Source organism: Myxococcus sp. XM-1-1-1 (assembly GCF_020037095.1).
GTDB classification, from domain to species: Bacteria; Myxococcota; Myxococcia; order Myxococcales; family Myxococcaceae; genus Myxococcus; species Myxococcus fulvus.
Genome location: NZ_JAIQDH010000007.1, coordinates 90127 through 113356 on the forward strand (window position 1 = coordinate 90127; position 23230 = coordinate 113356).

Genomic DNA, 23230 nt, shown 5'->3' on the forward strand with positions numbered 1-23230 from the left:
TACGCGAGCCCTCGGGGCATTCCCGAGTTGGTCATGCAGCCGAAACTGAATCGGCTCCTGCGGGCGCTTGCCCGCGAGGGGCTCGAGGTGACCTATGACGGTCGCCTCTACTCCGTGCGCCTCCTGGGTGACGCGAACGCGCCGCCCGCCGAGGTGCTCCTCCCCCCGGACCTGCCCGTCGAGGGCAAGGCCTTCCAACAACTCGCGCACCTCGCGGCCCTGAAGCACCCGGGCGGCGGAGAGGTCCTCCGCGTGCGCGCCACCCCCGACTTCCACCCGGGTGACTCCGGCGTGGCCATCGGCTCGGTGCTGCACACGCGGGGGCTCGTCGTCCCCGGCGCCGTGGGCACCGACATCAACTGCGGCATGCGCCTGCACGTCGCCGACCTGTCGGTGGAGGACTTCCTCTCCCGCCGGGACGACTTCGTCGAGCGCATGAAGGGCCACTACTTCTTCGGCACGCGGGACGTCGCCATGTCCTCGCGCGCCTCCACCGCGCTCCTGCGTGACGGCCTCCCCGGCTGGCTGCTGGAGACGCTGGACACGCCGCTGGGCTGCGCTCGCACCGCGGACCTGGCGCAGCTCGACGCGGAGGTGGACCGCATCCACCTGGGCGGCGCGCTGCACGGCGACCCGACCTGGGCACCGGACGCGCTCACCCGCGAGGGCGTGGTGCGCGACGCGGGCCTGGCCACCATCGGCGGAGGCAACCACTTCGTCGAGGTGCAGCGCGTGGAGGCCGTCGAGGACCGCGCGCGGGCCTGGGCGTGGGGCGTGCGCGAAGGCCAGCTCGCGTTCATGATTCACTCGGGCAGCCGGGACGTGGGCAAGCACGTGGGCGTGGCCTGGCGGGAGCGCACGCGCAAGGCCTGGCCCCAGGGCGCGCCCTTCCCGGAGAGCGGCATCCTCCCGCTCGCCGACGAGGCGCTCGTCGCCGGCTACCTGGAGGCCGAGGCCACCGCCGCCAACTACGCCTTCCTCAACCGGCTGCTGCTCGCGGAGCTGTTGCGCCAGACGCTGCGCGAGCTGTTCGGGGACGTGGAGGCGCCGCTCGTCTACGACGTGCCCCACAACCTCACGCTCCCGTACGAGGGCGGGTGGCTGGCGCGCAAGGGGGCCTGCCCCGCGGGCGACGGACAGCCCGTCATCATCCCCGGCTCCATGGGCGCCACGTCCTTCCTCATGGTGGGGTGCGGCGACGCGCGCTCGCTCGAGTCCGCGTCGCACGGGGCGGGCCGCGCCCGCTCGCGCTTCTCCATGTCGCGCGGCGGAGCGGACCACAGCGAGGCCGCGCTGGGCCTGTCCGGCGTGGACTGCATCTCCCTGCGCGCCGAGCGCCGCGTGGAGGAGGCCCCCGCCGCCTACAAGCCCATCCGTCCGGTGGTGGACTCCCAGGTGGAGGCCGGCATCGTCCGCGAAGTGGCCCGGCTGGCCCCGCTGCTCACCTTCAAGGCCTGAGCTACAACGACAGCCCGGGGACGACGGCGTGCCATTTTCCTTGGTCCACGCCCCGTCCCCTGGCTGGAATGCGCCCCACGCGCGTGGGCCCGGGCCCACCCTTCACGCATCAAGGGAGAGACAAGGACATGGAGAACACCTACGGAGCTCCCGCGGGAGACGGCTTTCCTCGCTCCAACCCCAAGGACGCCGTGTCGGTTCCGGCCATCCTGCTCATGGTGCTGGCCGGCGTGAGCCTGCTGTGGGCCATCGTCAGCCTGCTGTCGCCGGTGAATCCGGACGACCTGGAGCAGCTCTTCAACAACCCGGCGCTCGCGCCCTATCAGGACGCCCTGGAGCAGAACCGCGCCCTGCTCACCTCCACCAGCTCCTTCGCGGGCCGGCTCATGTGGTACGGCCCCGTCATCCTCCTCAACGCGCTCGCCTTCTTCGGCGCGCTGATGATGAAGAAGCTCCAGAACTGGGGGCTCGCGGTGGCCGGCTGCTTCGCGTCACTGGTGCCATGCTGTGGCACCTGTGGCTGCCTGGCGCTCCCCATCAGCATCTGGGCCCTGGTGGTGCTCTTCAAGCCCGAGGTGAAGGCCGCCTTCAGATAGGCGCGGGCGCTGCCGTGGTGGCCCCACGGCGCGTCGGGAGCACGGGCCTGCGCTTCTGCATCCGCACGCAGGCCAGCTGCACCCGCGCCGTCAGGGGCCGCCGCGCCTCGTGCAGCGACACGTAGCCCCGGTGACGGTAGAAGTCCTCCGCGTTGAGGCTCGCGTCCAGGCCCACCTGGGGACTCCCTCCGCCCCAGGCCACCGACTCCAGCGCGGCGAGCAGGTGGGTGCCCACGCCGTGGCCCACCTGGTCCGGAAGCACATACAGCGCCTCCAGCTCCCCGTTGAGCGAGTCCAGCTGGCCGAAGCCCACCAGCCGCCGGTCGCGCTCCGCCACCAGCACGGTGCGCGGCCGGTCCGGGCGCAGATAGCCCTCCGGCCGCAACAGCCGCACCCAGGTGCTCAGCTCGTCGGGCGCATAGACGCCCTGACACAACGTCCCCACCGCCTCGGTGTGGACGCGCCACAGGGCGCGCCGGTCCGAGTCCCGTGCTGGCCGAAGGTGGAGCCCGCCCGACGCGCCCATGGCCGCCTCACGTCACCTTCATGCCCTTGGGAATCACCACCACGCCATCCGGCGTGACGTGGAAGCGCCGCTTGTCCTCCACCGGGTCGTAGCCAATCGTCGTGCCCGGCGGAATCTCCACGTTCTTGTCGATGATGGCCTTGCGGATGCGGCTTCTGCGGCCGATGGTGACGTTCTCGAAGAGGATGGACGCCTCCACCTCCGAGTAGGAGTTGACGCGCACCTTCGGGGACAGCACGGAGCGGTTCACCTTGCCGCCGGAGATGATGCAGCCCTCGGCGATGAGCGAGTCCGTGGCGTGGCCGACCCGCTGGTTGTCCTGGTCCGCGAACACGAACTTGGCCGGCGGGTAGTTGTTGGCCTGCGTGTGGATGGGCCAGCGGTCGTTGTAGAGGTTGAAGATGGGGTCCACCTCCACCAGCTCCATGTTGGACTGGTAGTACACGTCGATGTTCCCCACGTCCCGCCAGTAGCCGCGCTCCTTGGGCTCCTGCCCGGCAATCTCGTTGGTGGCGAAGTCGTACACGTACACCGGCGCGTACTTGTAGAGCTCGCTGATGATGGACTTGCCGAAGTCGTGCGCGCTCGCCTCGTTGGCGGCGTCACGCACCACCTCCTGCACCAGGACCTCCGTGGTGAAGAGGTAGTTGCCCATGGAGGCCAGGCACATCTTCGGGTTGCCCGGCATGGGCGGCGGGTCCTTGGGCTTCTCCAGGAACTGGCGCATGCGCCCGTCGGGGCCCACGTCGATGATGCCGAACTCGCGGCCCTGCTCGATGGGCACGGGGATGGCGGCCACCGTGCACGCGGCGCGCTTGGACACGTGGAAGTCGAGCATCTGCCGCGTGTCCATCCGGTACACGTGGTCCGCGCCGAAGACGAAGATGAAGTCGGGCTCCTCGTCGGTGATGATGTTGAGGTTCTGGTAGATGGCGTCCGCGCTGCCCTTGTACCAGTCCACGCCGGTCCGCATCTGCGCGGGCACGGCTTCCACGTAGTGGCCCAGGAAGGCCGACATCCGCCAGGCGCGGGACAGGTGGTTGTTGAGCGAGTCGCTCTTGTACTGGGTCAGGACCTTGACGCGGTAGACGCCGGAGTTGGTGAAGTTCGACAGGGCGAAATCGATGATGCGGTAGCGCCCCCCGAAGGGGACGGCGGGCTTGGCCCGCTCACGGGTGAGGGGCTCCAGGCGCGTGCCAGCGCCGCCCGCAAGAATCATCGCCAGGACTTTGGACATAGGTGGGCCGGACGTTAGTCCGCCCCCCTCGGGCGACAAGGGCGCCGAGGCCTGCTCGGCTGCCTTCGTTGAGTGCCCAACCGCCCGCCCACGTCCTCTTCACCGGGCCGGACTCGCCAGATGTGGGACATCGGCGCCCCCGGGGCTCCGGCAGGACGCCGGGAAGCACGGTTCCCACCTGGGTTGCTTGGCTTCCGAAAACGGGGTCGTGCTAGCCTTGGCGGCGATGTCAGGCGACGAAACGCGCGTCACCAAGATTTCCTCCCTGGATCTGCGCCCGGAGCGCAGCACCGAGTGCTGCCTCGTGCAGATCCACGGCCCGGAGCTCGGCAAGAAGTACCTTGTCGACGACTCCGAGCTGACCATTGGCCGGGACCAGCACAACCACATCGTGGTGGACCTGGACAACGTCTCCCGCCGGCACGCCCGCGTGCTGGGGCGGGGCGGGAAGATGCTGGTGGAGGATCTGGGCTCCACCAACGGCACCTACCTGAACGACCAGGAAGTGCTCCAGGCCCAGCCCTTGCGCAGCGGCGACCTCATCAAGGTCGGCGGCTCCATCTTCAAGTTCCTCGATGGCGACAACATCGAGACCCAGTACCACGAGACCATCTACACGCTGACCATCGCGGACGGCCTCACCGGCGTGAACAACAAGCGCTTCTTCCTCGAGTACCTCGAGCGGGAGATGGGGCGCTCCAGCCGGTACAAGGGCACGTTGTCGCTGATGATGTTCGACATCGACCACTTCAAGCAGATCAACGACGTCCACGGGCACCTGGCCGGGGACTACGTGCTGCGGGAGCTGGCCCAGTCCGTCAAGCGGCTGGTGCGCCGCGAGCAGTGCTTCGCGCGCTACGGCGGCGAGGAGTTCGCCGTGGTCATCCCCGAGGACGGGCCGGACAAGGCGCGCCTGTTCGCGGAGAAGATTCGCAAGCTCATCGCGGAGAAGGCGTTCGTCTACGACGAGAAGGAGATTCCGGTGACCATCTCCATCGGCGTGGCGGAGATGACCGGCGACATGACGGAGCCCACGCACTTCATCAAGGTCGCGGACGCCAACCTCTACAAGGCGAAGAAGACCGGCCGTAACAAGGTGGTGGGCTGAGCATGGCGCAGGCTGAGGCGGGGCCCTCGGTGCTCGCGCGGCTGGTGCTCGTGCTGCTCGGCTTGAGCTTCCTCGGTGCGGCCTGGGTGTGGAGCCACCGCTCGGAGCCCTGGGCGGGGCGGATGGTGGAGCGCGCCCGCCAGACGGTGGGCCGCTAGCCTCCGGAGCGGACGGCCTCCTCTCCCGAGGCCCCCTCCGTGACGGCGCGGTCCCGACTGAATCGACAGGACATGGAAGAGGCGCGCTCGTGTCCGGGCCGCCAGGGGTGTGTTGTCAGGAGTGGGCGACGTGGCCGTCGGCGGGCTCGGCGCCGACCTGGGGCATCCCGAGGCAGCGCTTCGCCGCGAGAGCGGGGGGACCCACGATGCTGACGACGGAGCAGGACCTGGCGAGCCCGGTGCCCGCGCGGGCGGGACGGCGGGAGTGGACGGGGCTGGCGGTGCTCGTGCTGCCCACGCTGCTCATCTCGGTGGATGTGACGGTGCTGTACCTGGCCCTGCCGCAGCTCAGCTCCCAATTGGGCGCGAGCAGCACGCAGCAGCTGTGGATCATGGACATCTACGGCTTCATGCTCTCCGGGCTGCTCGTGACGATGGGCACGCTGGGGGACCGCATCGGCCGGCGCAAGCTGCTCTTGGTGGGCGCCGCGGGGTTCTGCGTGGCGTCGGTGGTGGCGGCGTACTCGCGCAGCCCGGAGATGCTCATCGCGGCGCGCGCGGCGCTGGGCATCGCGGGGGCCACGCTGATGCCCTCCACGCTGGCGCTCATCAGCAACATGTTCCAGGCGCCGGGCCAGCGCTCGGTGGCCATCGCCGTATGGCTCAACTGCTTCCTCATCGGCATGGTCATCGCGCCGCTGCTCGGGGGCTGGATGCTGGAGCACTTCTGGTGGGGCGCGGCGCTGCTGTTGGGCGTGCCGGTGATGGTGGTGCTGCTCCTGACGGCGCCCGTGCTGCTGCCCGAGTACCGGGATGCCTCGGCGGGGAGGCTGGAGCTGACGAGCGTGGTGTTGTCGCTCGCGGCCATCCTCCCGACCATCTACGGCATCAAGGAGCTGGCGCGGCACGGCTGGCAGGTGGAGGCCTTCGTCGCGTTGGTGGTGGGGCTGGGGATGGGTGTGGTGTTCGTGCGGCGGCAGCTGACGCTGGAGCACCCGCTGCTGGACCCGAGGCTGTTCGCCAATCGTGCGTTCAGCGCCACGCTGCTCATCCTGCTGCTGGTGGCCATCGTCACCGGCGGGATGGGGTTGCTGGTGCCGCTCTATCTCCAGATGGTGGCGGGGCGCACGCCGCTGGAGGCGGGGATGTGGATGGTGCCGCAGATGCTGGGGATGATGGTGGGCTCGTCGCTGGGGCCCTTCGTCGTGCGCCGCATGCGGCCGGGCTACGTCATGGCGGCGGGACTGGCGCTCTCCAGCGTGGGCTACCTGGTGATGTCCCAGGTGGACAGCGTGGGTGGGCCCGTCGTGCTGGTCATCGGCTCGGTCATCGTGACGATGGGACTCGCGCCCATGGCGGTGCTGGGGACGGACCTGGTGGTGGGCTCGGTGCCGCCAGAGAAGGCGGGCTCGGCCGCGTCCACGTCGGAGACGGCGAACGAGCTCGGTGTGGCGCTGGGCGTGGCCATCCTGGGCAGCTTCGCCACCGCCATCTACCGGCGGAACATGGCGGACGCGGTGCCGGCGGGAGTTCCGGACACCGTCGCGGCCAGCGTGCGGGAGAGCATCATCGGCGCCGTGACGTCGACCTCCGCGCTCCCCGCGGAACTGCGCGACGCGGTGCTCGCGCCCGCGCGGGAGTCCTTCACGCAAGGCATCAACATCGCGGCGGGGCTGGGCGTGGTCGTCTTCGCGACGCTCGCGGTGCTCGCGGCGGTGACGCTCAAGCACGTGCGCGCGGGACAGCACTGAGAGGGCAGGGGGCTCCGGGACCATTCCAGGGGAGCGCGTCTCATCTCGATGGCGCGAGCTGCTCGCGCAAGGACCCGGATGGATGCGCGAGGTGGGGCGCGCTCATCTCGATGGCGCGAGCTGCTCGCGCAAGGACCCGGATGGATGCGTGAGGTGGGGCGCGCTCATCCCGATGGTGCGAGAGGCTCGCGCAAGGACCCGGATGGATGCGCGAGGCGGGCGTACCCACGAGGTGCGCTCTCGGGGCGGCATCACTCGCGCGCGTCGGTGCGGCTCACCCTGGGGGACGGTGCGTGAGCCGTGCACGGCCCCGGGTCTCGATACGGGCCCCGTGTCCCGGCCCATATCGAGTGTTGCTCAGGTCCCGTCGCGCAGCTCGCCGAGGCGACCCTTGGTGCCGGGCAGGCTTCCAGGAGGCAGCTTCGCGTAGATGTGCTTCACCGTGTCCGCGAGCGTCTCCTGCGCATCCCGCGCGCGGAAGCCCAGCTCGGCCTCGGCCTTGGCGGCGTCCAGCCAGAAGTAGTGCTCGCCAATCTCCACTTCCTGCGGGTCCAGCGGCGCGGGCGTGCCACGCACCTTCGCCCAGCGCTCCAGCAGGTGGCCACCCAGGATGTTCACCTGCTTGGGCAGCTTGAGCCGGGGCGCCGCGACACCCGTGAGGCGCTCGAGACGGTGGAAGAACTCCGTCATCGTCATGTTCACGCCCATCAGGTGGCGGCCGTACACCTCACCCCGCGTGAGCGCCTGGAGGAACGCGTCCGCAGCGTCGCGCACGTCCACGAAGGACATACCGCCACCCGGCATCGCCGGAATCTCCCGGTTGAGGAACTTCACCACCGTCCACGTGGACGACAGCCGGTCATCCCCGGGCCCCATCAGCAGGCTGGGGTTGAGCACCACGAGCGGAATCGCGTGCTTGCGGCAGTACTCCAGCGACAGCTTCTCTTCGTAAATCTTGGACAGGTAGTACGGCCAGCGCGCCACCACCGTGAGCGGGTAGTCGGCGGACTCGTCGAGCACCGCCTCCTCCTTCGACACCGCCGTGGTGCCGGAGGTGGACGCGAGCACCACGCGCTTCACGCCCGCCTCGCGCACGTCACGCAGGAGCTCCCGCGTGCTGTCCACGTGCAGTTCGAACATCTTGCGCGCGTCCTTCGGCTGGAAGGAGACGAGCCCGGCCAGGTGGTACAGGCCCTCCACGCCGTCGAGCGCGCGGCGCACCGCGTCCCGGTCCTTCAGGTCCCCCGCGACGTACTCGGTGCCCTCGTAGGCCGGCCCCGTCGGACGCGAGCGCCCGATGAGGCGCACCGTGTGCCCGGCCGCCACCAGCTTCGGCACCAGATGCGCGCCGAGGAACCCCGTGCCTCCCGTCACCAGCAGCTTCACGAGTTCTTCCCTCCCGGCGCGTCATGCGCGGGCATGACCTGCACGTCCACCGAAGGAGGCGCGTCCAGGTGCAGCACCCGTCCGTCGCGCAGCTCCCGCACCGCGTCCTCGGCGATGCGCGTGGCGTAGCGGTAGCTCTCCGAGCGCGCCATGCCCTGCGTGCGCGCGCGCAGCGCCTCGTGGCCCAGCGCGGGACCGATGCTCACCTTCAGGTCCTTCGACTTGGGGAACACGCTGCCCTTGGGCAGCGCGTCGAACGCCCCGTGGATGTACAGCGGCAGCACGTCCACCCGGTACGTCAGCGCCAGGTAGCCCAGCGTGGACTTGAACTCCTGCAGCTCGCCGGTGGGCGAGCGCGTGCCCTCCGGGAAGATGAGGACGTTGAAGCCCTGGCGCAGCGCCTCGCCGGCCTGACGCAGCGACTCGCGCAGCGAGCCATGGCGTTCAATCGGCACCAGGTTGGTGAAGTTCTCGAACCAGGCGCGCTTGAGCGGCGTGTCGAAGAAGTAGTCGCGCGCGGCCAGCGACACCAGCCGGTCTCCCTGCTCCTCCAGCACCACCCGCACCAGGCCCGCGTCCAGGTGGCTGGCGTGGTTGGCGATGACCAGGAAGTTGCGGTTCATCGGGATGAAGGGACGGCCCGTCACCTTCACGTCGAACACGCCGCCGTAGAGCACCTTCTGCCCGAAGGAGAGCAGCTGCCGGCCCACGTCCGCGACGACGTCCGGCACCGGAATCTCCACCTCCTCCGCCTTCGCGTTCTGCTTGGAGATGTCCTTCGCCCGCGTCTCCGCCGAAGGGCGCTTCCCGGAGGCCACCACCAGCTTGCGCAGGTCCTCCACCGTCTGCACCTGCGTCAAATCATCGATGGCCGGCAGCGGCACTCCCGCCGCCTCCAAGGCGGAGGACAGCTCCGTGAGCATCAGCGAGTCGAAGCCCAGCTCGCCCGTCAGCTGCGTCTCCGGCCGCACGCTCGACACCGGCTTGTGGCTCACCTCGGCGATGAGCGGGAAGAGCCAGTCGGCCACGCCGCCCGTCGTCGTCGTCGTCGCGGCGGACACCTTCTCGCGCGCCTTGGTGGCCGAGGCCGCCATGCGCTCCAGCCGCTGCAGCTCCTCCACCACCAGCTTGCGCTTCACCTTGCGCGTGGAGGTGCGCGGCAGCTCGCCATCCCAGAAGCGCAGCACCTTCGCGCGACGGTAGAAGGGCATGCCCGCGCCCGTCTTGCGGAAGTGCTCCTCCAGCTCGCGGCGCACCTCCTCGCGGGGACGCTCGCCGTAGTCCGGCACGCACAGACACGCCACCTTCTCGCCGCCCGCCTCGTCGGGCAGGCCGACGACGGACAGCTCCTTGATGTGCGGGTGCTCCTGGTACAGCTCCTCGAGCTCGTCCGGGTAGATGTTCTTCCCGTTGTGGTCGATGATGACGTCCTTGGCGCGGCCCACCAGGTACAGCCGCCCCTCGGCGTCCAGCCGGCCCAGGTCTCCGGTGTGCAGCCAGCCCTCCTTGAGGACGGCCTCCGTCGCCTCGCGGTCCCCGAAGTAGCCCGCCATCACGTTGGGGCCCTTGGCCAGCACCTCGCCGATGCCGTCGTTGTCCGGGTTGAGGATTCTCACCTCGACGCCTGTGAGCGGCTTGCCCACCGAGCCCGGCGTGCGCTTGTTGCCCGGGTTCGCCACCGCGAGCACCGGCGCCGCCTCCGTCAGGCCGTAGCCCTCCGTGATGTTGAAGCCCAGCTCGTGGAAGGCCTTGTGGACCTCCTCGGGCAGCGCCGAGCCGCCGGACACCAGCACCTTGATGCGACCGCCGAACTTGCGGTGCACCGGCCAGAACAGGAGCTTGCCCAGGTTGATGTCCGCCCGGTTCCGCAGCTCGCCGTGCGTGGCCATCATCGCCTTGATGGCCTGCTCGACGATGGGCGGGCGGCTGGCGAACTCCTGCGTCATCTTGCGGTGCAGGAGCTGCCACAGGGCCGGCACGCCAATCATCGCGCTGATGCGGCCCGTCTCGAAGACCTCGCCCAGCCGGTCCGACGTCAGCTCGTCGATGTACGTGATTTCCGCGCCGCGCGAGAACGGGGTGAGGAAGCCCGCGGAGAACTCGAAGGTGTGGTGCAGGGGCAGCACCGACAGCACGCCGTCGCCCACGCCCACGTCGAACACGCCCGCGAGCTTCGCCACCAGCGAGGCGAAGTTGCGGTGCGTGAGCATCACGCCCTTGGGCGTGCCCGTCGTGCCGGACGTGAAGATGAGGCTCGCCAGGTCATCCGCCGAGGCCGACTTGCGCACCGTGCCGATGCGGTCGTCCTTGGCCGCCGGGTCGCCCGTCATCGCCTGCGCGAGGCTCGCGATGAGGACCGAGTCCCCCAGCGCGCCGAACAGGCCGGGGAAGTCTCGCGCCGCGTCCTCGGACATGAGGCACACCTTCGCCTCCGCCCGCTTCGCGATGTTGATGACCTCCGCCTCGCTCAGGCCCGGGTCCACCGGCACCATGGTGGCGCCCGCGCGCAGGATGCCGAAGAAGCACGTGCCCCACTCGGGCCGGTTCTCCGACACCAGCAGCACCCGGTCTCCCGCCTTCACGCCCGAGCTGAGCAGGAAGCTGCCCACGCGCGCCGCGTAGCGGTGCACCTCCCCGAAGGTGAAGCGCTCCTCCTTCTCGCCCGACACCATGCGGAAGGCCACCCGGTGACGGTACGCGTGCACCGTCGCCTCGAACATCTCCAGCAAATCCCTGTGCGCGGGGATGACGGTGCGCTTCTCGCGCTCCTCCTCCAGGCCCGGGAACACCCACTTCTCCAGGCCCGGCAGGTGCGTCTCCATGAAGTACGCGCGCCAGTCGATGTGCTCCGGGTCCCACGGAATCTTCAGCCGGTCCGCGTGCGCCATGCGCTCATAGACGGAGCGCGTGTTGTCGCAGCGGAAGACGTAGCGGTTCTCGTAGAGGAAGGGGAGGAACAGCTCCGTCATCGCGATGAGGCTCGCGTTGCCGTCCACCACCCCGTCGAGCGACACCTTCGCCTTGTCCAGCATGGCCTGCACGGCGGGCGCGCCCCAGGCGGGCCGCACCTCGTCGATGGCCTTCTTCAGGAACTTCGCGCCGCGAACCAGCATGGGCGCGCTGAACAGCTCGAACTCCAGCTTGCTCACCGGCTGCGGCTCCAGCCGCGAGCGCAGCGAGTTGAGCACCGCGTTGCCCGACTCGCGGTTGCGGTAGTAGCGCCGGCGGTACAGGCCCACCAGCTCCACCGAGCGGCTGGCGTAGAACGGATTCACGTCGCCGGACGCGAGCTGGTACACGCGCCGCTCCTCCACCTGGATGGAGTGCGCGGTGATGCCGAGCGTCGCCCCCGCCACCTGGTCCACCGGGATGATGTCCAGGATGGTGTTCTCACCGGCGGGGATGCCGCCCGGGCCCTTGATGCCGGCGAAGGCCAGCGGCGCGGACGTGGTGAAGCCCTCGTTCCAGCCGGGGAAGGGGAAGTGCCGCGCGCTCTCCACGATGGAGGGCCGGACAATCGCGTAGCGCAGGCCCGGCGTGGCGGCGATGACCTGCTCGCCCAGGGACTTCGTGTACGTGTACGTGTTGGGCCAGCCCCAGTGCGCCGCGCGCTCCATGCCCGCGCGCACCAGCTCGCCGCTCAGCCACAGCTTGCGCTCGCGGCCCACGGCCAGGCGCAGCGTCTTCTCGTCGTTGACGTCGCGGCCCTCCTCGGCGAGCCGGTCCAGCGCCTTCTTGCGGAAGGTGGACGTCAGCGCGCGGTCATCGGCCTGCTCGCGCAGCCGCGCGACGATTCGCTCCGCGTCCTTCAGCTCCTGCTCCAGGCTGAAGTCGCGCCCGTCCAGCTCGTCCTTCTTCGGGAAGTAGCCGCGCACCTCCTCGTCCTCGAAGACGAGCCCGTTGCGGTTGCCCGCCACGAAGGAGGTGGACATGTGGATGAGCGGCACGCCCCAGCGCAGCGCCAGCTCCACCGCGTACTTCACGCCGTGGGTGTTGACGTTGAGGCCGACCTCCAGCGACGGGTTGAAGGACACCAGGCCCGCGCAGTTGACGAAGGCGTGCACCTGGCCCGTCAGCTCCGCCACCCGCGACTCCTCCATCCCCACCCAGGGGTCGGTGATGTCGCCGTCGATGACCTCGCACTTCTTGCGCAGGAACTCGAGCGCGCCCTCCTCGCCGTAGGTGTCGCGTAGCGGCTGGAAGGGCTCGCTCGTCGCCACCTTGTCGAAGAAGCGCCGCTCGGCGGAGGCCGCGCTGCCCTTGCGGACGAGCACGTACACCCGCTCCAGCTCCTGCCCGTAGCGGTGCAGCAGCATGGACAGCGTCACCTTGCCCACGAAGCCCGTGGCACCGGCGAAGAGCAGGCGCTTGCCGGTGAAGACCTGGGAGACGTTCAGCTCGGGAAGCGGTGACATGGCCGTCCTCACTTCACGTCCACCATCACCGTGGGGGCGATGCGAAGCAGGCTGATGGTGGCCGAGCGGCCCATGAAGCCGCGCGCCTCTTCAATGGCCTCGGTGAGCGTGTCGGTGCGGTCCCAGCCGAGCAGCGCCGGGACGTGGTTGTTCTCCGCGCCCGCGACGATGACCTTGCCCACGTGCTGGCGGCCGTTCTCGCCCCAGTACCACATGTAGAACGGGTGCACGCCGTGGTAGGCGTTGTTCTTGCGGTACAGGTGCACGTAGCTGGGGTTCTCCGCGAACTCCTTCTCGTACTTGTGCTCCAGCTTCATCGAGTCGCGCGTCTCCGGCAAAAGCCGGTGGAAGAACTCGATGTAGCTGGGGTGGTGCTCGGGGTCGAACTCGTCGTAGGCCGGATGCAGCAGGATGAGCACGCCGCCCTTCTTCACCAGCGGCACGCCGCGGTTGAGGTTGAAGAAGTAGCCCAGCCCCATCACCTGCACGAGCAGCGGGTTGAGGATGGAGTTGACGCTGTACGGGGAGATGAACGGGATGGGGAAGATGACGATGTCGCTCTGCCCCTCCACCGGCACCGAGTACTGCTTCCAGCTGGTCTCCAGCGTCTTCTGGTGCGCGGGCTCCGTCGCCCCGGCGTACACACCCGTGACGTCATAGGGCGCGGGGATGGCGTTGAGCACCTTGCGCGCCGCCGCGCGCGGCATCTTGGACAGCGCGTAGCGCATGGCCTGGAACTTCAGCCGGTCGCCCTCGGTGTAGTCCTCCTCGCGCTTGGCCAGGAAGTCCACGGGCGCGCCGAACATGCGGTTGTTCAGCGTGGTCTCGATGTGGAAGACCTTCAGGTGCTTGTCGATGTTGCGCCCGATGCGCTCGTTGCTGCGATAGAGCGCGCTGGTCTTCGGCTCCATGTAGCTGTCCGACGCCCGGATGGTCTTCGGGTTGTGGTGGTGCCTGAGCGACGCGTAGTTGGACACGCCGGTGCCCATGGACTTGTGCCCGCCGTTCATGGGCACGAAGTTCACGTTCACGTAGACGATGAGGTCGCTCTCCGCGACGCGGCGGTTGACGGAGACCTCCTCGCCGTGCGCCGTGCGCTCGAGCGCCACGATGCCGTCCGGGTCCTCCGCGTCGTGGTTGTAGTAGCGGTCCGGGTAGTAGGCGTCGAAGATCTTCTCGCCCACCATCCGCTTCATCTCCCCCTCCGTCATGCGGCGGTGGAGCGCGTTGGCGATGACCAGGTGCACGTCGTCCACGCCGCTGTCCGCGGCCAATTCCAGGACGATCTCCAGGATGGACTGGCGCACGTCCGGGGTCACCATGGGCGGCAGGGGCACGCTGATGTCGTCGATGACGCACGTCAGGCGCATGCCCGGCTTGAGCAGCGCGTGCAGCGGCTCCATGCCCTCCGGGTGGTTGATGGCCCAGCGGATGGCGGCCTTCACGTTGGGCACGCCCGCCATGGGCGGACGGGGGAAGATGACCCGGGTGCCCACGGGCAGGTCTTCCTGGAGGAAACCCTCACCGTAGAACAGGGCGCGCGGGGGGCTGCCCTTCTCGGTGATGACGACCTGGCTTTCCTCGTCGTACAGCTTCTGGAGCGTCTTGAACGGGCGCATGGCGGGCAGGGGGCTACTTGAGGTCGAGGATGGGCCAGTTGTAGGCGCGCGCGATGGAGCGCAGCCGCAGGTCCGGGTTCACCGCGGTGGGACGTCCCACCACCGCGAGCATCGCGTAGTCAGAGGCGCTGTCGGAGTAGCCGTGGCACTTGTCCAGGGTCAGGCCCTCCTTGGTGCAGTAGGCGCGGATGGAGTTCGCCTTGTTGGCGCCCTCGATGATGGGCGGAATCACCTTGCCGGTGGCCTTGCCGCCCACGAACTGCATCTTGTTGGCGATCAGGTCATCGGCGCCCAGGTGCCGGGCGAGCGGACGCATGGTGAAGTCCAGCGCCCCGGTGACGAGCACGACCTTGCAGCCGCTGCGGCGCGCCTGGTCGATGAGGTCCTGGGTCTGCTCGAAGAGCGCCGGCTTGAGCACGTCCTCGAACATGTCCTCCGCGATGGTGACGAGCCGGTCCTCGCTCAACCCCGCGTAGTACCGGTAGAAGAACTCGTTGAACGTCTTGCGGTCCAGCGCGTCCATGACGCCGAAGAGCGGTACGCTCATCGCGGTGCTCAGCGTCCTGCCCGCGATGCCGAGCACGGAGCCCCGGTTCATCGCGTAGTACGCGTAGACGTGGACGACGTTCGTCTTCACGAGCGTCCCGTCGACATCGAAAAATGCGGCTTTCGAGGGCATGTGGCAGCGCAGCTTCCTGACACTCCAAGGGGGGGTAGGTCAACGAAACGAGGGGGCCGGGGGGCGGCAAGCCCCGACCCTGCTAGCACGGCTAGAGCCAGCCATGCTCGCGGTACCACTCGGCGCTGCGGCGCACCGCGTCCTCCACCCCCCTTCGGGGACGGAAGCCCAGCAGCCGCTCGGCCTTCGCGCCCGAGCAGGTCCAGGCCGGGGCGAGCAGCTGCCGCGCCATCTTCCGGCTCAGGGGCAGCTTGCGGCCCGTCACGCGCGACACGCCGTCCGCCGCCGACGCGAGGGTGGTGAGCAGCCAGGGGCTCACGCGCACCGTGCGGGGTGACAGCCCCAGCGCCCGGGCCCCCAGGTCCTGCACCGACTCCAGGGAGAGGGGTTCGCCGGGACCCGCGCAGAAGAAGGCCTCGCCCACCGCGCGCGGGTGCTCGGCCTGGAGGATGAGCGCGTCGACCACGTCCTCCACGTCCACCATGGTGAGGGGGCGGGGCCCTCCGGCCAGCTCCAGCCGGATGCCCTTCGTCGCCAGCCGGAAGAAGGCCAGGTTCTCGCGGTCCCACGGCCCCAGGATGCGCGGCGGCCGGGACACCGTCACCGGCAGCCGGTCCCCATAGGAGAAGGCGATGCGCTCCGCCTCCGCCTTGCTCTCGCCGTACCACTCGTAGGGCCGGAAGGGGTCCTCCTCCACATGGGGACGGGTGGGGGAGGAGGGGCCCATGGCGGCCAGCGAGCCCACGAGCACCAGCCGGGGGCGGCTCCCGGAGGCCACCATGGCCTCGCACAACAGGCGGGTGCCCTCGGCGTTGACGCGCATGAAGTCCTCGCGTGTCGCGCCGCGGCGAACACCGGCCAGATGGAAGACGACGTCCTGTCCCTCCACCGCCGGGCCGAGCGAGGCCCCCTGTGTCACGTCCCCCTCCACGCGGGTGTGGGGGATGCCCTCCAGGCCCGAGGCATCCGAGCCTCGCCTGAGGAGGCACGTCACCTTGTCACCCCGCGCGGCGAGGGCGCGGGTCAGCCAGATTCCGAGGAAGCCACCAGCTCCGGTGATGAGGGCACGCATGGGCATGGGCGTTTCATCCGAAAAAGTACACCTCGTCCGCAAGGGGTTTTCCCATCCGGGCCCGTTCGAGCGCCCGGGGGACGACGAATCGCGCGGAGGCCGGATGGTCGGGCCCTGGCGGCGACGAAGGGGGGCCGCTCCCGAGCAGGAATGCACCCTGGCGCGGTGGCCGTCCGGGCGCATTTTTCGCGTCCGTGAGGTTCGCCCCCGAGGGAAAACGTGCTGCGGAGCCGGTTTCTCGGGCATGAAACGCGTTGCGTAGGGCGTTTCCCGAGGGAAAAACGCAGGAGAGGGCTGTTTTTCGGGCTTGGGCGTGCTACCTACGCCCCACCGGCACTGGCTTAAAATCAAGCGAGGCCGCACAACGTCCCCTTCGGAGGGGAGGAGACTCAAGACGAATGGCTGCCAAGAAAGCTGCTGCGAAGAAGGCTCCCGCCGCCAAGAAGGCTGCTGCTGCCCCGAAGCGTAAGCCGAACGCGTCGTTCATGAAGGAGATGACTCCTTCCGCCGCCCTGGCCGAGATCGTCGGCAACAAGCCGCTGCCGCGCACCGAGGTCGTCAAGAAGCTCTGGGCGTACATCAAGAAGAACAACCTCCAGGACGCGAAGAACAAGCGGCAGATCAACGCCGACGACAAGCTCAAGCCCATCTTCGGCGGCAAGAAGAACGTCACCATGTTCGAGATGACCTCGCTGGTGAACAAGCAGCTGAGCTGAACCCGACGCCGGCCCGCCCGGCGGCTGCATCTCGAGGGCTCTCCGGTGGATTCCGGTGAGCCCTCTGCTTTTGTGGCGCGAGGCTCGTGGGAATCCGGGCCCTTGGAGCGTTGGCTGGAGGTCGGAAGCCGCTCTGGGTGCTGGCGCGGCGCGCGACGGCGCCCTACCTCTGGGCCCCATGCTCCGCGACGGATTGGAAGAAGAGGGGACGGCTCCCACGGGCTCGTCGGGTGCCACCTTGAGCGCCGAGGCCCTGGCCGAGGGCCTGTTCAAGCGGGTGAAGGACGCGCTGGTCGAGCGCCCCCGGACGCCGCTGTCCACCTACCGGGTGCAACTGCATCAGGGCTTCACCTTCCAGCAGGCGCGCGACGTGGTGCCGTTCCTGCGCCGCCTGGGCATCAGTGACTTGTACGCGTCCCCCTACCTCAAGGCGACGCCGGGCAGCACCCACGGCTACGACTGCGTGGACCACCAGCACCTCAACCCGGAGGTGGGCTCCACCGAGGACCACCAGGCCCTGTGCGCCACGCTGCAGGAGCACGGCCTGGGGCAGGTGCTGGACGTGGTGCCCAACCACATGGGCATCGAGCGCGGCAACCCGCTCTGGTTCGATGTGCTGGAGAACGGCCCGTCCTCCGTCTACGCCAAGTACTTCGACATCGACTGGTCGCCGGTGAAGGAGGAGCTGCGCGACAAGGTGCTGCTGCCGATACTCGGCGACCAGTACGGCGTGGTGCTGGAGAAGGGCGAGCTGAAGCTGTCCTTTCGCGACGGCGCCTTCTTCGTGAACTACTACGACCACCTGCTGCCGCTGGCGCCCCGGCAATACGGGCGCGTGCTGCGCCACGGGCTGGAGCGGCTGGAGGCGAAGCTGGGCGCGGAGTCCGAGCCCATGGTGGAGCTGCTCTCCATCCTCACCGCCATCGAGCACCTGCCGCTGCGCACGGAGGTGGAGCGCCCCCGCGTCGTGGAGCGCCACCGCGAGAAGGAGGTCATCAAGCGCCGGCTCGCCGCGGTGGTGGAGAAGAGCCCGGAGGTCGCCGCGTACATCGAGGACAACATCCGCGTCTTCAACGGCGAGCCGGGCAACCCGCGCTCGTTCGACCTGTTGGACCGGGTGCTGGCCTCGTGCAGCTACCGGCTGGCGCACTGGCGGGTGGCGGGGGAGGAGATCAACTACCGGCGCTTCTTCGACATCAACGGGCTGGCGGCCATCCGCGTGGAGGACCCGGAGGTGTTCCAGGAGGCGCACGCGCTGGTGTTCCGCTGGCTGCGCGACGGCTGCGTCACCGGGCTGCGCATCGACCATCCGGACGGCCTGTTCGACCCGACGGCGTACTTCCTGGACCTGCAGGAGCGCTACTTCGTGGAGCGCGCGCACGCGGTGTTCCTCCAGGACCTGGCCGGGGACGACACGCGCTGGCCGGGCGTGGAGGCGGCGCTCAGGGAGCGCTGGCGCGCGGAGGTGACGCAGTCTCCGGACAGCGTCCTGCGCAAGGCGCTGTACGTGGTGGTGGAGAAGATTCAGGGCGGCCGCGAGCGCATTCCGGAGGCGTGGGCGGTGCACGGCACCACCGGCTACCGCTTCGCCAACGCGGTGAGCGGCGTGTTCGTGCACCCCGCGGCCGAGCCGCACCTGACGGAGACGTACGAGCGGCTCACCGGGGAGAAGGGCGACTTCGCCGAGCTGGTCTACCAGAAGAAGCTGCTCATCATGCGCGTGTCCATGGCGAGTGAGATCAACGTGCTGGCGCACGAGCTCAACCGCATCTCGGAGATGAGCCGCAGGACGCGCGACTTCACGCTCAACTCGCTCAGGCGCGCGCTGGTGGAGTTCATCGCGCTGTTCCCCGTGTACCGCACGTACGTGGACGGCTGGCGGCCGGGGCTGGACGCGCGCGACGTGCAGTACGTGGAGTGGACCATCCAGCGCGCCAAGGAGCGCAACGCCACCACCAACGCGTCCATCTTCGACTTCCTGCGCGACATCCTCCTGCGCCAGTACCCGCCCCAGTCCGACGAGCGCGAGCGCGCCGTCATGCTGCGCTTCGCCATGAAGCTGCAGCAGGTGACGGGCCCCGTCATGGCCAAGGGCCTGGAGGACACCGTCTTCTACATCTACAACCGGCTGGTGAGCCTCAACGAGGTGGGCGGGGAGCCCGAGCGCTTCGGCACGCGCACCACCACCTTCCACCTGCGCAACCAGGAGCGCGCCGAGCACTGGCCCGCGAGCCAGCTCACCACCAGCACCCACGACACCAAGCGCAGCGAGGACGTGCGCGCGCGCATCAACGTGCTGACGGAGCTGCCCGAGGAGTGGCGCAAGCTCGCGCGCCGCTGGCTGCGGCTGACGGAGAAGTTCGCGCAGGCCCTGCCGTCCGGCGCGGCCCCCAGCGCCAACGACGTGTACCTGTTCCTGCAGACGCTCGTGGGCGCCTGGCCCATGGGGGAGGCGCTGTCGCCCGAGGCCCGGGCCGACTTCCACCGCCGGATGCGCGAGTACATGTCCAAGGCCATCAAGGAGGCCAAGGTCCGCACCTCGTGGACCAACCCGGACGGCGCCTATGACGACGCGGTGGCGGCCTTCGTGGACGCGTGCTTCGACGAGGAGAAGGGCGCGGACTTCCTGCAGGAGGTGCGCGTCTTCAAGCGCCGCATCGAGCGCGCGGGGCAGCACAACGCCCTGGGGCAGCTGGTCCTCAAGCTCGCGTCGCCCGGCGTGGTGGACACGTACCAGGGCTGCGAGCTGTGGGATTTGTCCCTGGTGGACCCGGACAACCGGCGGCCGGTGGACTTCACCTTGCGCTCACGGCTCCTGGAGGAGCTGGACGCGCAGGCGCGAGAGGACGCGCCCGGGCTGTGCTCGCGGCTGGTGGCGGGCCTGGATGACGGGCGGGCCAAGCTCTTCCTCCTGGCCCACGGGCTGCGGCTGCGCCAGCGTCAGCAGGACCTGTTCCGGCGGGGCGGCTACCGGGCGCTGGAGCTGTCCGGGCCCCGCGCCCAGGCGGCGGTGGCCTTCGCGCGCGAGCTGGACGACGCGGGCGTGGTGGTGTGCGCGCCGCGTTACGTGCTGGAGGCCCTGGAGTCGCCCCAGGGGCTCTCCGGCGCCTATGCCGACACGTTCCTGGACCTTCCCGAGGCATATGCGGGCATGATGTTCCGCGATGTCTTCACCGGGCGACAGGTGCGGCCCGAGCGTGGTGCGGGTGGCGTGGTGCTGCCCCTCGCGCCGCTCCTGGAGCGGTTCCCGGTGGTGCTGCTGGAGAGGAGCACGGGATGAGGAGGGCCGAGGTGCTTCCAGGGAAGCCGTTCCCCCTGGGCGCCACGTATGACGGGCACGGGGTCAACTTCGCGGTGTTCAGCGAGCACGCGAAGAAGGTGGAGGTCTGCCTCTACGACGCACAGGAGCCCACGCGCGAGACGCGCCGCTTCCCGCTCCTGGAGACCACGCACCAGGTGTTCCACGGGTACGTGCCCGACCTGAAGCCGGGCACGCTGTACGGCCTGCGCGTGCACGGGCCGTTCGAGCCCAAGAAGGGCTTCCGCTTCAATCCGCACAAGCTGCTGGTGGACCCCTATGCCCGCGCCATCCACGGGCAGGTGGACTACCGCGCGCCCATCTATGGCCACGTCCAGGGCGGCAAGGACGAGGACCTGGTCCAGGACAAGCAGGACGACGCCGCGGGTGTGCCCAAGGCCGTGGTGCTCGAGGACACGTTCGACTGGGAGGGGGACACCCACCCGCGCGTGCCGTGGCACCAGACCGTCCTGTACGAGCTGCACGTCAAGGGCTTCACGAAGCTCAACCCCCGCGTGCCGGAGGCCCTGCGCGGCACCTACGCGGGCCTGGGGCACCCGGCCACCCTCGAGCACCTGAAGAAGGTGGGCGTCACCGCGGTGGAGCTCCTGCCCATCCACCACATCGTCGACGAGCCGTTCCTCGTCGAGCGCGGACTCACCAACTACTGGGGCTACAGCACGCTGGGCTACTTCGCGCCGGACGCGCGCTACAGCGCCCCGGGAGGCCCGGGCTCCCAGGTGGACGAGTTCAAGGGGATGGTGAAGGCGCTGCACAAGGCGGGCATCGAGGTCATCCTCGACGTCGTCTACAACCACACCTGCGAGGGCAACCAGCTGGGGCCCACGCTGTCCTTCAAGGGCCTGGACAACGGCGCGTACTACCGGCTGACGGAGAAGGACCCGCGCTACTACCTGGACGTCACCGGCACGGGCAACTCGTGGAACGCCACGCATCCGTACGCGCTGAAGCTGGTCGCCGACAGCCTGCGCTACTGGGTGGAAGAGATGCACGTGGACGGGTTCCGCTTCGACCTGGCCACCACGCTGGGGCGCGACCGGCACGGCTACGACACCCGCGCGGCCTTCTTCCAGATCGTCCACCAGGACCCGGTGCTCAGCCGGGTGAAGCTCATCTCCGAGCCCTGGGACGTGGGCGACTTCGGCTACCAGGTGGGCAACTTCCCCGTCTTGTGGAGCGAGTGGAACGGCAAGTACCGCGACACCATCCGACGGTACTGGAAGGGCGATGACCGGCAGGCGGCGGAGATCGGCTACCGGCTCACGGGCAGCTCGGACCTGTACGCGCTGTCGGGCCGCAAGCCCTCCGCGAGCGTCAACTTCGTCACCGCGCACGACGGCTTCACGCTGCACGACCTGGTCACCTACAACGACAAGCACAACGAGGCCAACGGCGAGGACAACCGCGACGGCGGCAACGACAACCACTCCTGGAACTGCGGCGTGGAGGGCGAGACGGGCGACGTCAAAATCAACGCCCTGCGCGAGCAGCAGAAGCGCAACTTCCTGGCCACGCTCTTCCTGTCCCAGGGCGTGCCCATGCTGGTGGCCGGCGACGAGATGGGCCGCACCCAGAAGGGCAACAACAACGCCTACTGCCAGGACAACGCCCTGTCCTGGGTGAACTGGGAGCTCGACGACACCCAGCGCGCGCTCTTGGACTTCACCTGCCGGCTGACGCGCCTGCGCCGCGAGCAGCCCGTGCTGCGCAAGCGCCGCTTCTTCCGCGGCGCCCACATGTGGGACAGCGAGCTGAAGGACCTGGCGTGGTTCCGGCCGGACGGCAAGGAGATGCGCAAGGACGACTGGGAGAAGCCCTATGTGCGCTCGCTCGCCATCCTCCTGGGCGGGGACGCCATCGCCGCGCCGGACGACGAGGGCAACCGGATTGTCGGTGACACGCTGTTGGTGCTGATGAACGCCCACCACGAGCCCATCAGCTTCCTGCTGCCGGCGCTCGAGTGGGGCGCGGACTGGGAGCAGGTGGTGGACACGTCCACGTCGGAGGAGTCCCAGCACGCCCACACACCGGCGGGTGGCAAGGTGCAGGTCGCGGGGCGTTCGTTGATGGTGCTGCGCCGGCCGTCGACGGAGTAGCGCCGCGGGCGGGGACGGTGGGCCGGGCCTCCAGGTGGGGGCCTGGGCGGTTACACGGAAGTGTCGACGCCCGGACGCGCCGCCGCTAGGGTGCGCCCGCCGTTCCTGAAACAGGATTCATACGTGAATACGCAAGTCGCGCTCTGGGTGGGCTTCAACCTCTTCGTCCTGGCGATGCTCGCCGTGGACCTCGGGCTGTTCCACCGCAAGGACCACGCGGTGACGCCCAAGGAAGCGGGCATCTGGACGCTGGTGTGGATCACCATCAGCCTGACGTTCTGCGGAGGCATCTGGTACTTCTCCGGCAGCACGCCCGCGCTCCAGTGGGTGACGGCGTATGTCGTGGAGTACTCGCTCTCCGTCGACAACCTGTTCGTCTTCCTGCTGGTGTTCAGCTACTTCCGGGTGGCGCCCGAGCACCAGCACCGGGTGCTGTTCTGGGGAATCCTGGGCGCGTTCGTCATGCGCGCGGTGCTCATCATCGCCGGCACGGCGCTGGTGTCGCGCTTCCACTGGCTCATCTACCTGTTCGGCGCCTTCCTGGTCTTCACCGCGCTGAAGATGCTCTTCTCCAAGGACGAGGAGATCGACCCGGAACAGCAGGGCATCGTCAAGCTCGCGCGCCGGGTGCTGCCGGTGGCCCGCATGGGCGAAGGCAGCCGCTTCTTCGTCACCGAGGACGGCCGGCGCAAGGTGACGCCGCTGTTCATCGTGCTGCTGGTGGTGGAGGCCACGGACTTGCTCTTCGCCCTGGACTCCATCCCCGCGGTGCTGGGCATCAGCCAGGACGCGTTCATCGTCTACACGTCCAACGTGTGCGCGATTCTCGGCCTGCGCTCGCTGTTCTTCGTCGTGGCCAGCCTGATGGAGAAGTTCCACCTGCTGAAGCTGGGGCTGAGCGCCATCCTGGCCTTCGTGGGCGTGAAGATGCTCATCACGTTCTTCGACATCCACATCCACATCGGCCTGTCGCTGGGCGTGATTGGCGGCATCCTCCTGCTGGCCATCATCGCCTCGCTCATCTGGCCCAAGAGCCCGGAGCCCGGTCAGGACCGGGAGAGCGCCAAGACCTGAGCCCGGGGGCGGGGGGGCGC

16 protein-coding genes are annotated in these 23230 nt (G+C 69.1%); 9 read left to right on the forward strand and 7 right to left on the reverse strand.

Going from position 1 to position 23230, the window contains the following annotated elements; genetic code table 11:
• Nucleotides 1–33 precede the first annotated feature (33 nt).
• Nucleotides 34–1458, forward strand: a complete 1425-nt coding sequence (locus K8640_RS16065) for an RtcB family protein (protein WP_223747807.1) — start codon at nucleotides 34–36, stop codon at nucleotides 1456–1458.
• A 128-nt stretch (nucleotides 1459–1586) separates the two neighbouring features.
• Nucleotides 1587–2054, forward strand: a complete 468-nt coding sequence (locus K8640_RS16070; protein WP_223747808.1) for a hypothetical protein — start codon at nucleotides 1587–1589, stop codon at nucleotides 2052–2054.
• Here K8640_RS16070 and K8640_RS16075 read toward each other — a convergent pair.
• Both K8640_RS16075 and glgC read right to left on the reverse strand, forming a co-directional pair.
• Nucleotides 2047–2580 carry a GNAT family N-acetyltransferase gene (locus K8640_RS16075; RefSeq protein ID WP_223747809.1) on the reverse strand — a complete coding sequence of 178 codons (534 nt, stop codon included), beginning with the start codon at nucleotides 2578–2580 and terminating at the stop codon, nucleotides 2047–2049. The genes K8640_RS16070 and K8640_RS16075 overlap by 8 nt on opposite strands.
• 7 nt (nucleotides 2581–2587) lie before the next feature.
• Nucleotides 2588–3817 (reverse strand): glucose-1-phosphate adenylyltransferase, encoded by a 1230-nt coding sequence (glgC, locus tag K8640_RS16080; RefSeq protein WP_223747810.1) that lies wholly within the window; start codon nucleotides 3815–3817, stop codon nucleotides 2588–2590.
• Nucleotides 3818–4043: 226 nt separating this feature from the next.
• On the opposite strand from glgC, the gene K8640_RS16085 reads away from it, so the two are divergent.
• The 3 genes from K8640_RS16085 (at nucleotide 4044) to K8640_RS16095 (ending at nucleotide 6834) form a co-directional block, all read left to right on the forward strand.
• Nucleotides 4044–4925, forward strand: a complete 882-nt coding sequence (locus K8640_RS16085) for a GGDEF domain-containing protein (protein WP_046711675.1) — start codon at nucleotides 4044–4046, stop codon at nucleotides 4923–4925.
• A 2-nt stretch (nucleotides 4926–4927) separates the two neighbouring features.
• Nucleotides 4928–5083 carry a hypothetical protein gene (locus K8640_RS16090; protein ID WP_194869235.1) on the forward strand — a complete coding sequence of 52 codons (156 nt, stop codon included), beginning with the start codon at nucleotides 4928–4930 and terminating at the stop codon, nucleotides 5081–5083.
• A gap of 206 nt (nucleotides 5084–5289) precedes the next feature.
• On the forward strand, nucleotides 5290–6834 hold the full coding sequence (locus K8640_RS16095; protein ID WP_223747811.1) for an MFS transporter: 1545 nt from the start codon (nucleotides 5290–5292) through the stop codon (nucleotides 6832–6834).
• A gap of 357 nt (nucleotides 6835–7191) precedes the next feature.
• Here K8640_RS16095 and K8640_RS16100 read toward each other — a convergent pair whose 3' ends face one another.
• The 5 genes from K8640_RS16100 to K8640_RS16120 form a co-directional block, all read right to left on the reverse strand.
• Nucleotides 7192–8220, reverse strand: a complete 1029-nt coding sequence (locus tag K8640_RS16100; RefSeq protein ID WP_223747812.1) for an NAD-dependent epimerase/dehydratase family protein — start codon at nucleotides 8218–8220, stop codon at nucleotides 7192–7194.
• Nucleotides 8217–12635, reverse strand: coding sequence for an AMP-binding protein (locus K8640_RS16105; RefSeq protein ID WP_223747813.1), 4419 nt, complete (start codon nucleotides 12633–12635; stop codon nucleotides 8217–8219). Before K8640_RS16105 ends, K8640_RS16100 begins: the two co-directional genes overlap by 4 nt.
• A gap of 8 nt (nucleotides 12636–12643) precedes the next feature.
• On the reverse strand, nucleotides 12644–14254 hold the full coding sequence (locus tag K8640_RS16110) for a lactate racemase domain-containing protein (RefSeq protein WP_223747814.1): 1611 nt from the start codon (nucleotides 14252–14254) through the stop codon (nucleotides 12644–12646).
• A gap of 13 nt (nucleotides 14255–14267) precedes the next feature.
• A complete protein-coding gene (locus K8640_RS16115) occupies nucleotides 14268–14933 on the reverse strand; it encodes an HAD family phosphatase (protein WP_046711679.1) in 666 nt (221 codons plus the stop codon).
• A 91-nt stretch (nucleotides 14934–15024) separates the two neighbouring features.
• The gene (locus K8640_RS16120) at nucleotides 15025–16005 is read right to left on the reverse strand and encodes an NAD(P)-dependent oxidoreductase (RefSeq protein WP_223748024.1); all 981 of its coding nucleotides are present in this window, start codon (nucleotides 16003–16005) and stop codon (nucleotides 15025–15027) included.
• Nucleotides 16006–16403: 398 nt separating this feature from the next.
• On the opposite strand from K8640_RS16120, the gene K8640_RS16125 reads away from it, so the two are divergent.
• From K8640_RS16125 to K8640_RS16140, 4 genes are all read left to right on the forward strand, one after another.
• Nucleotides 16404–16721: an SWIB/MDM2 domain-containing protein gene (locus K8640_RS16125; RefSeq protein WP_223747815.1), complete on the forward strand. Its 318-nt coding sequence runs from the start codon at nucleotides 16404–16406 to the stop codon at nucleotides 16719–16721.
• Between the two features lie 178 nt (nucleotides 16722–16899).
• Nucleotides 16900–20001 (forward strand): malto-oligosyltrehalose synthase, encoded by a 3102-nt coding sequence (gene treY, locus K8640_RS16130; protein ID WP_223747816.1) that lies wholly within the window; start codon nucleotides 16900–16902, stop codon nucleotides 19999–20001.
• Entirely contained in the window at nucleotides 19998–22136 is a 2139-nt protein-coding gene (glgX, locus tag K8640_RS16135) for a glycogen debranching protein GlgX (protein ID WP_223747817.1), read from the forward strand. The genes treY and glgX overlap by 4 nt, the downstream gene beginning before the upstream one ends.
• A gap of 123 nt (nucleotides 22137–22259) precedes the next feature.
• Complete coding sequence (locus K8640_RS16140; RefSeq protein ID WP_223747818.1) at nucleotides 22260–23210, forward strand: TerC family protein; 951 nt, start codon at nucleotides 22260–22262, stop codon at nucleotides 23208–23210.
• Nucleotides 23211–23230: the final 20 nt, after the last annotated feature.

Coding starts and splice junctions, on each gene's coding strand:
- K8640_RS16065 (WP_223747807.1), top strand. CDS start 34: ATGCAGCCGAAACTGAATCGGCTCCTGCGGGCGCTTGCCCGCGAGGGG.
- K8640_RS16070 (WP_223747808.1), top strand. CDS start 1,587: ATGGAGAACACCTACGGAGCTCCCGCGGGAGACGGCTTTCCTCGCTCC.
- K8640_RS16075 (WP_223747809.1), bottom strand. CDS start 2,580: ATGGGCGCGTCGGGCGGGCTCCACCTTCGGCCAGCACGGGACTCGGAC.
- glgC (WP_223747810.1), bottom strand. CDS start 3,817: ATGTCCAAAGTCCTGGCGATGATTCTTGCGGGCGGCGCTGGCACGCGC.
- K8640_RS16085 (WP_046711675.1), top strand. CDS start 4,044: ATGTCAGGCGACGAAACGCGCGTCACCAAGATTTCCTCCCTGGATCTG.
- K8640_RS16090 (WP_194869235.1), top strand. CDS start 4,928: ATGGCGCAGGCTGAGGCGGGGCCCTCGGTGCTCGCGCGGCTGGTGCTC.
- K8640_RS16095 (WP_223747811.1), top strand. CDS start 5,290: ATGCTGACGACGGAGCAGGACCTGGCGAGCCCGGTGCCCGCGCGGGCG.
- K8640_RS16105 (WP_223747813.1), bottom strand. CDS start 12,635: ATGTCACCGCTTCCCGAGCTGAACGTCTCCCAGGTCTTCACCGGCAAG.
- K8640_RS16110 (WP_223747814.1), bottom strand. CDS start 14,254: ATGCGCCCGTTCAAGACGCTCCAGAAGCTGTACGACGAGGAAAGCCAG.
- K8640_RS16115 (WP_046711679.1), bottom strand. CDS start 14,933: ATGCCCTCGAAAGCCGCATTTTTCGATGTCGACGGGACGCTCGTGAAG.
- K8640_RS16120 (WP_223748024.1), bottom strand. CDS start 16,005: ATGCGTGCCCTCATCACCGGAGCTGGTGGCTTCCTCGGAATCTGGCTG.
- K8640_RS16125 (WP_223747815.1), top strand. CDS start 16,404: ATGGCTGCCAAGAAAGCTGCTGCGAAGAAGGCTCCCGCCGCCAAGAAG.
- treY (WP_223747816.1), top strand. CDS start 16,900: ATGCTCCGCGACGGATTGGAAGAAGAGGGGACGGCTCCCACGGGCTCG.
- glgX (WP_223747817.1), top strand. CDS start 19,998: ATGAGGAGGGCCGAGGTGCTTCCAGGGAAGCCGTTCCCCCTGGGCGCC.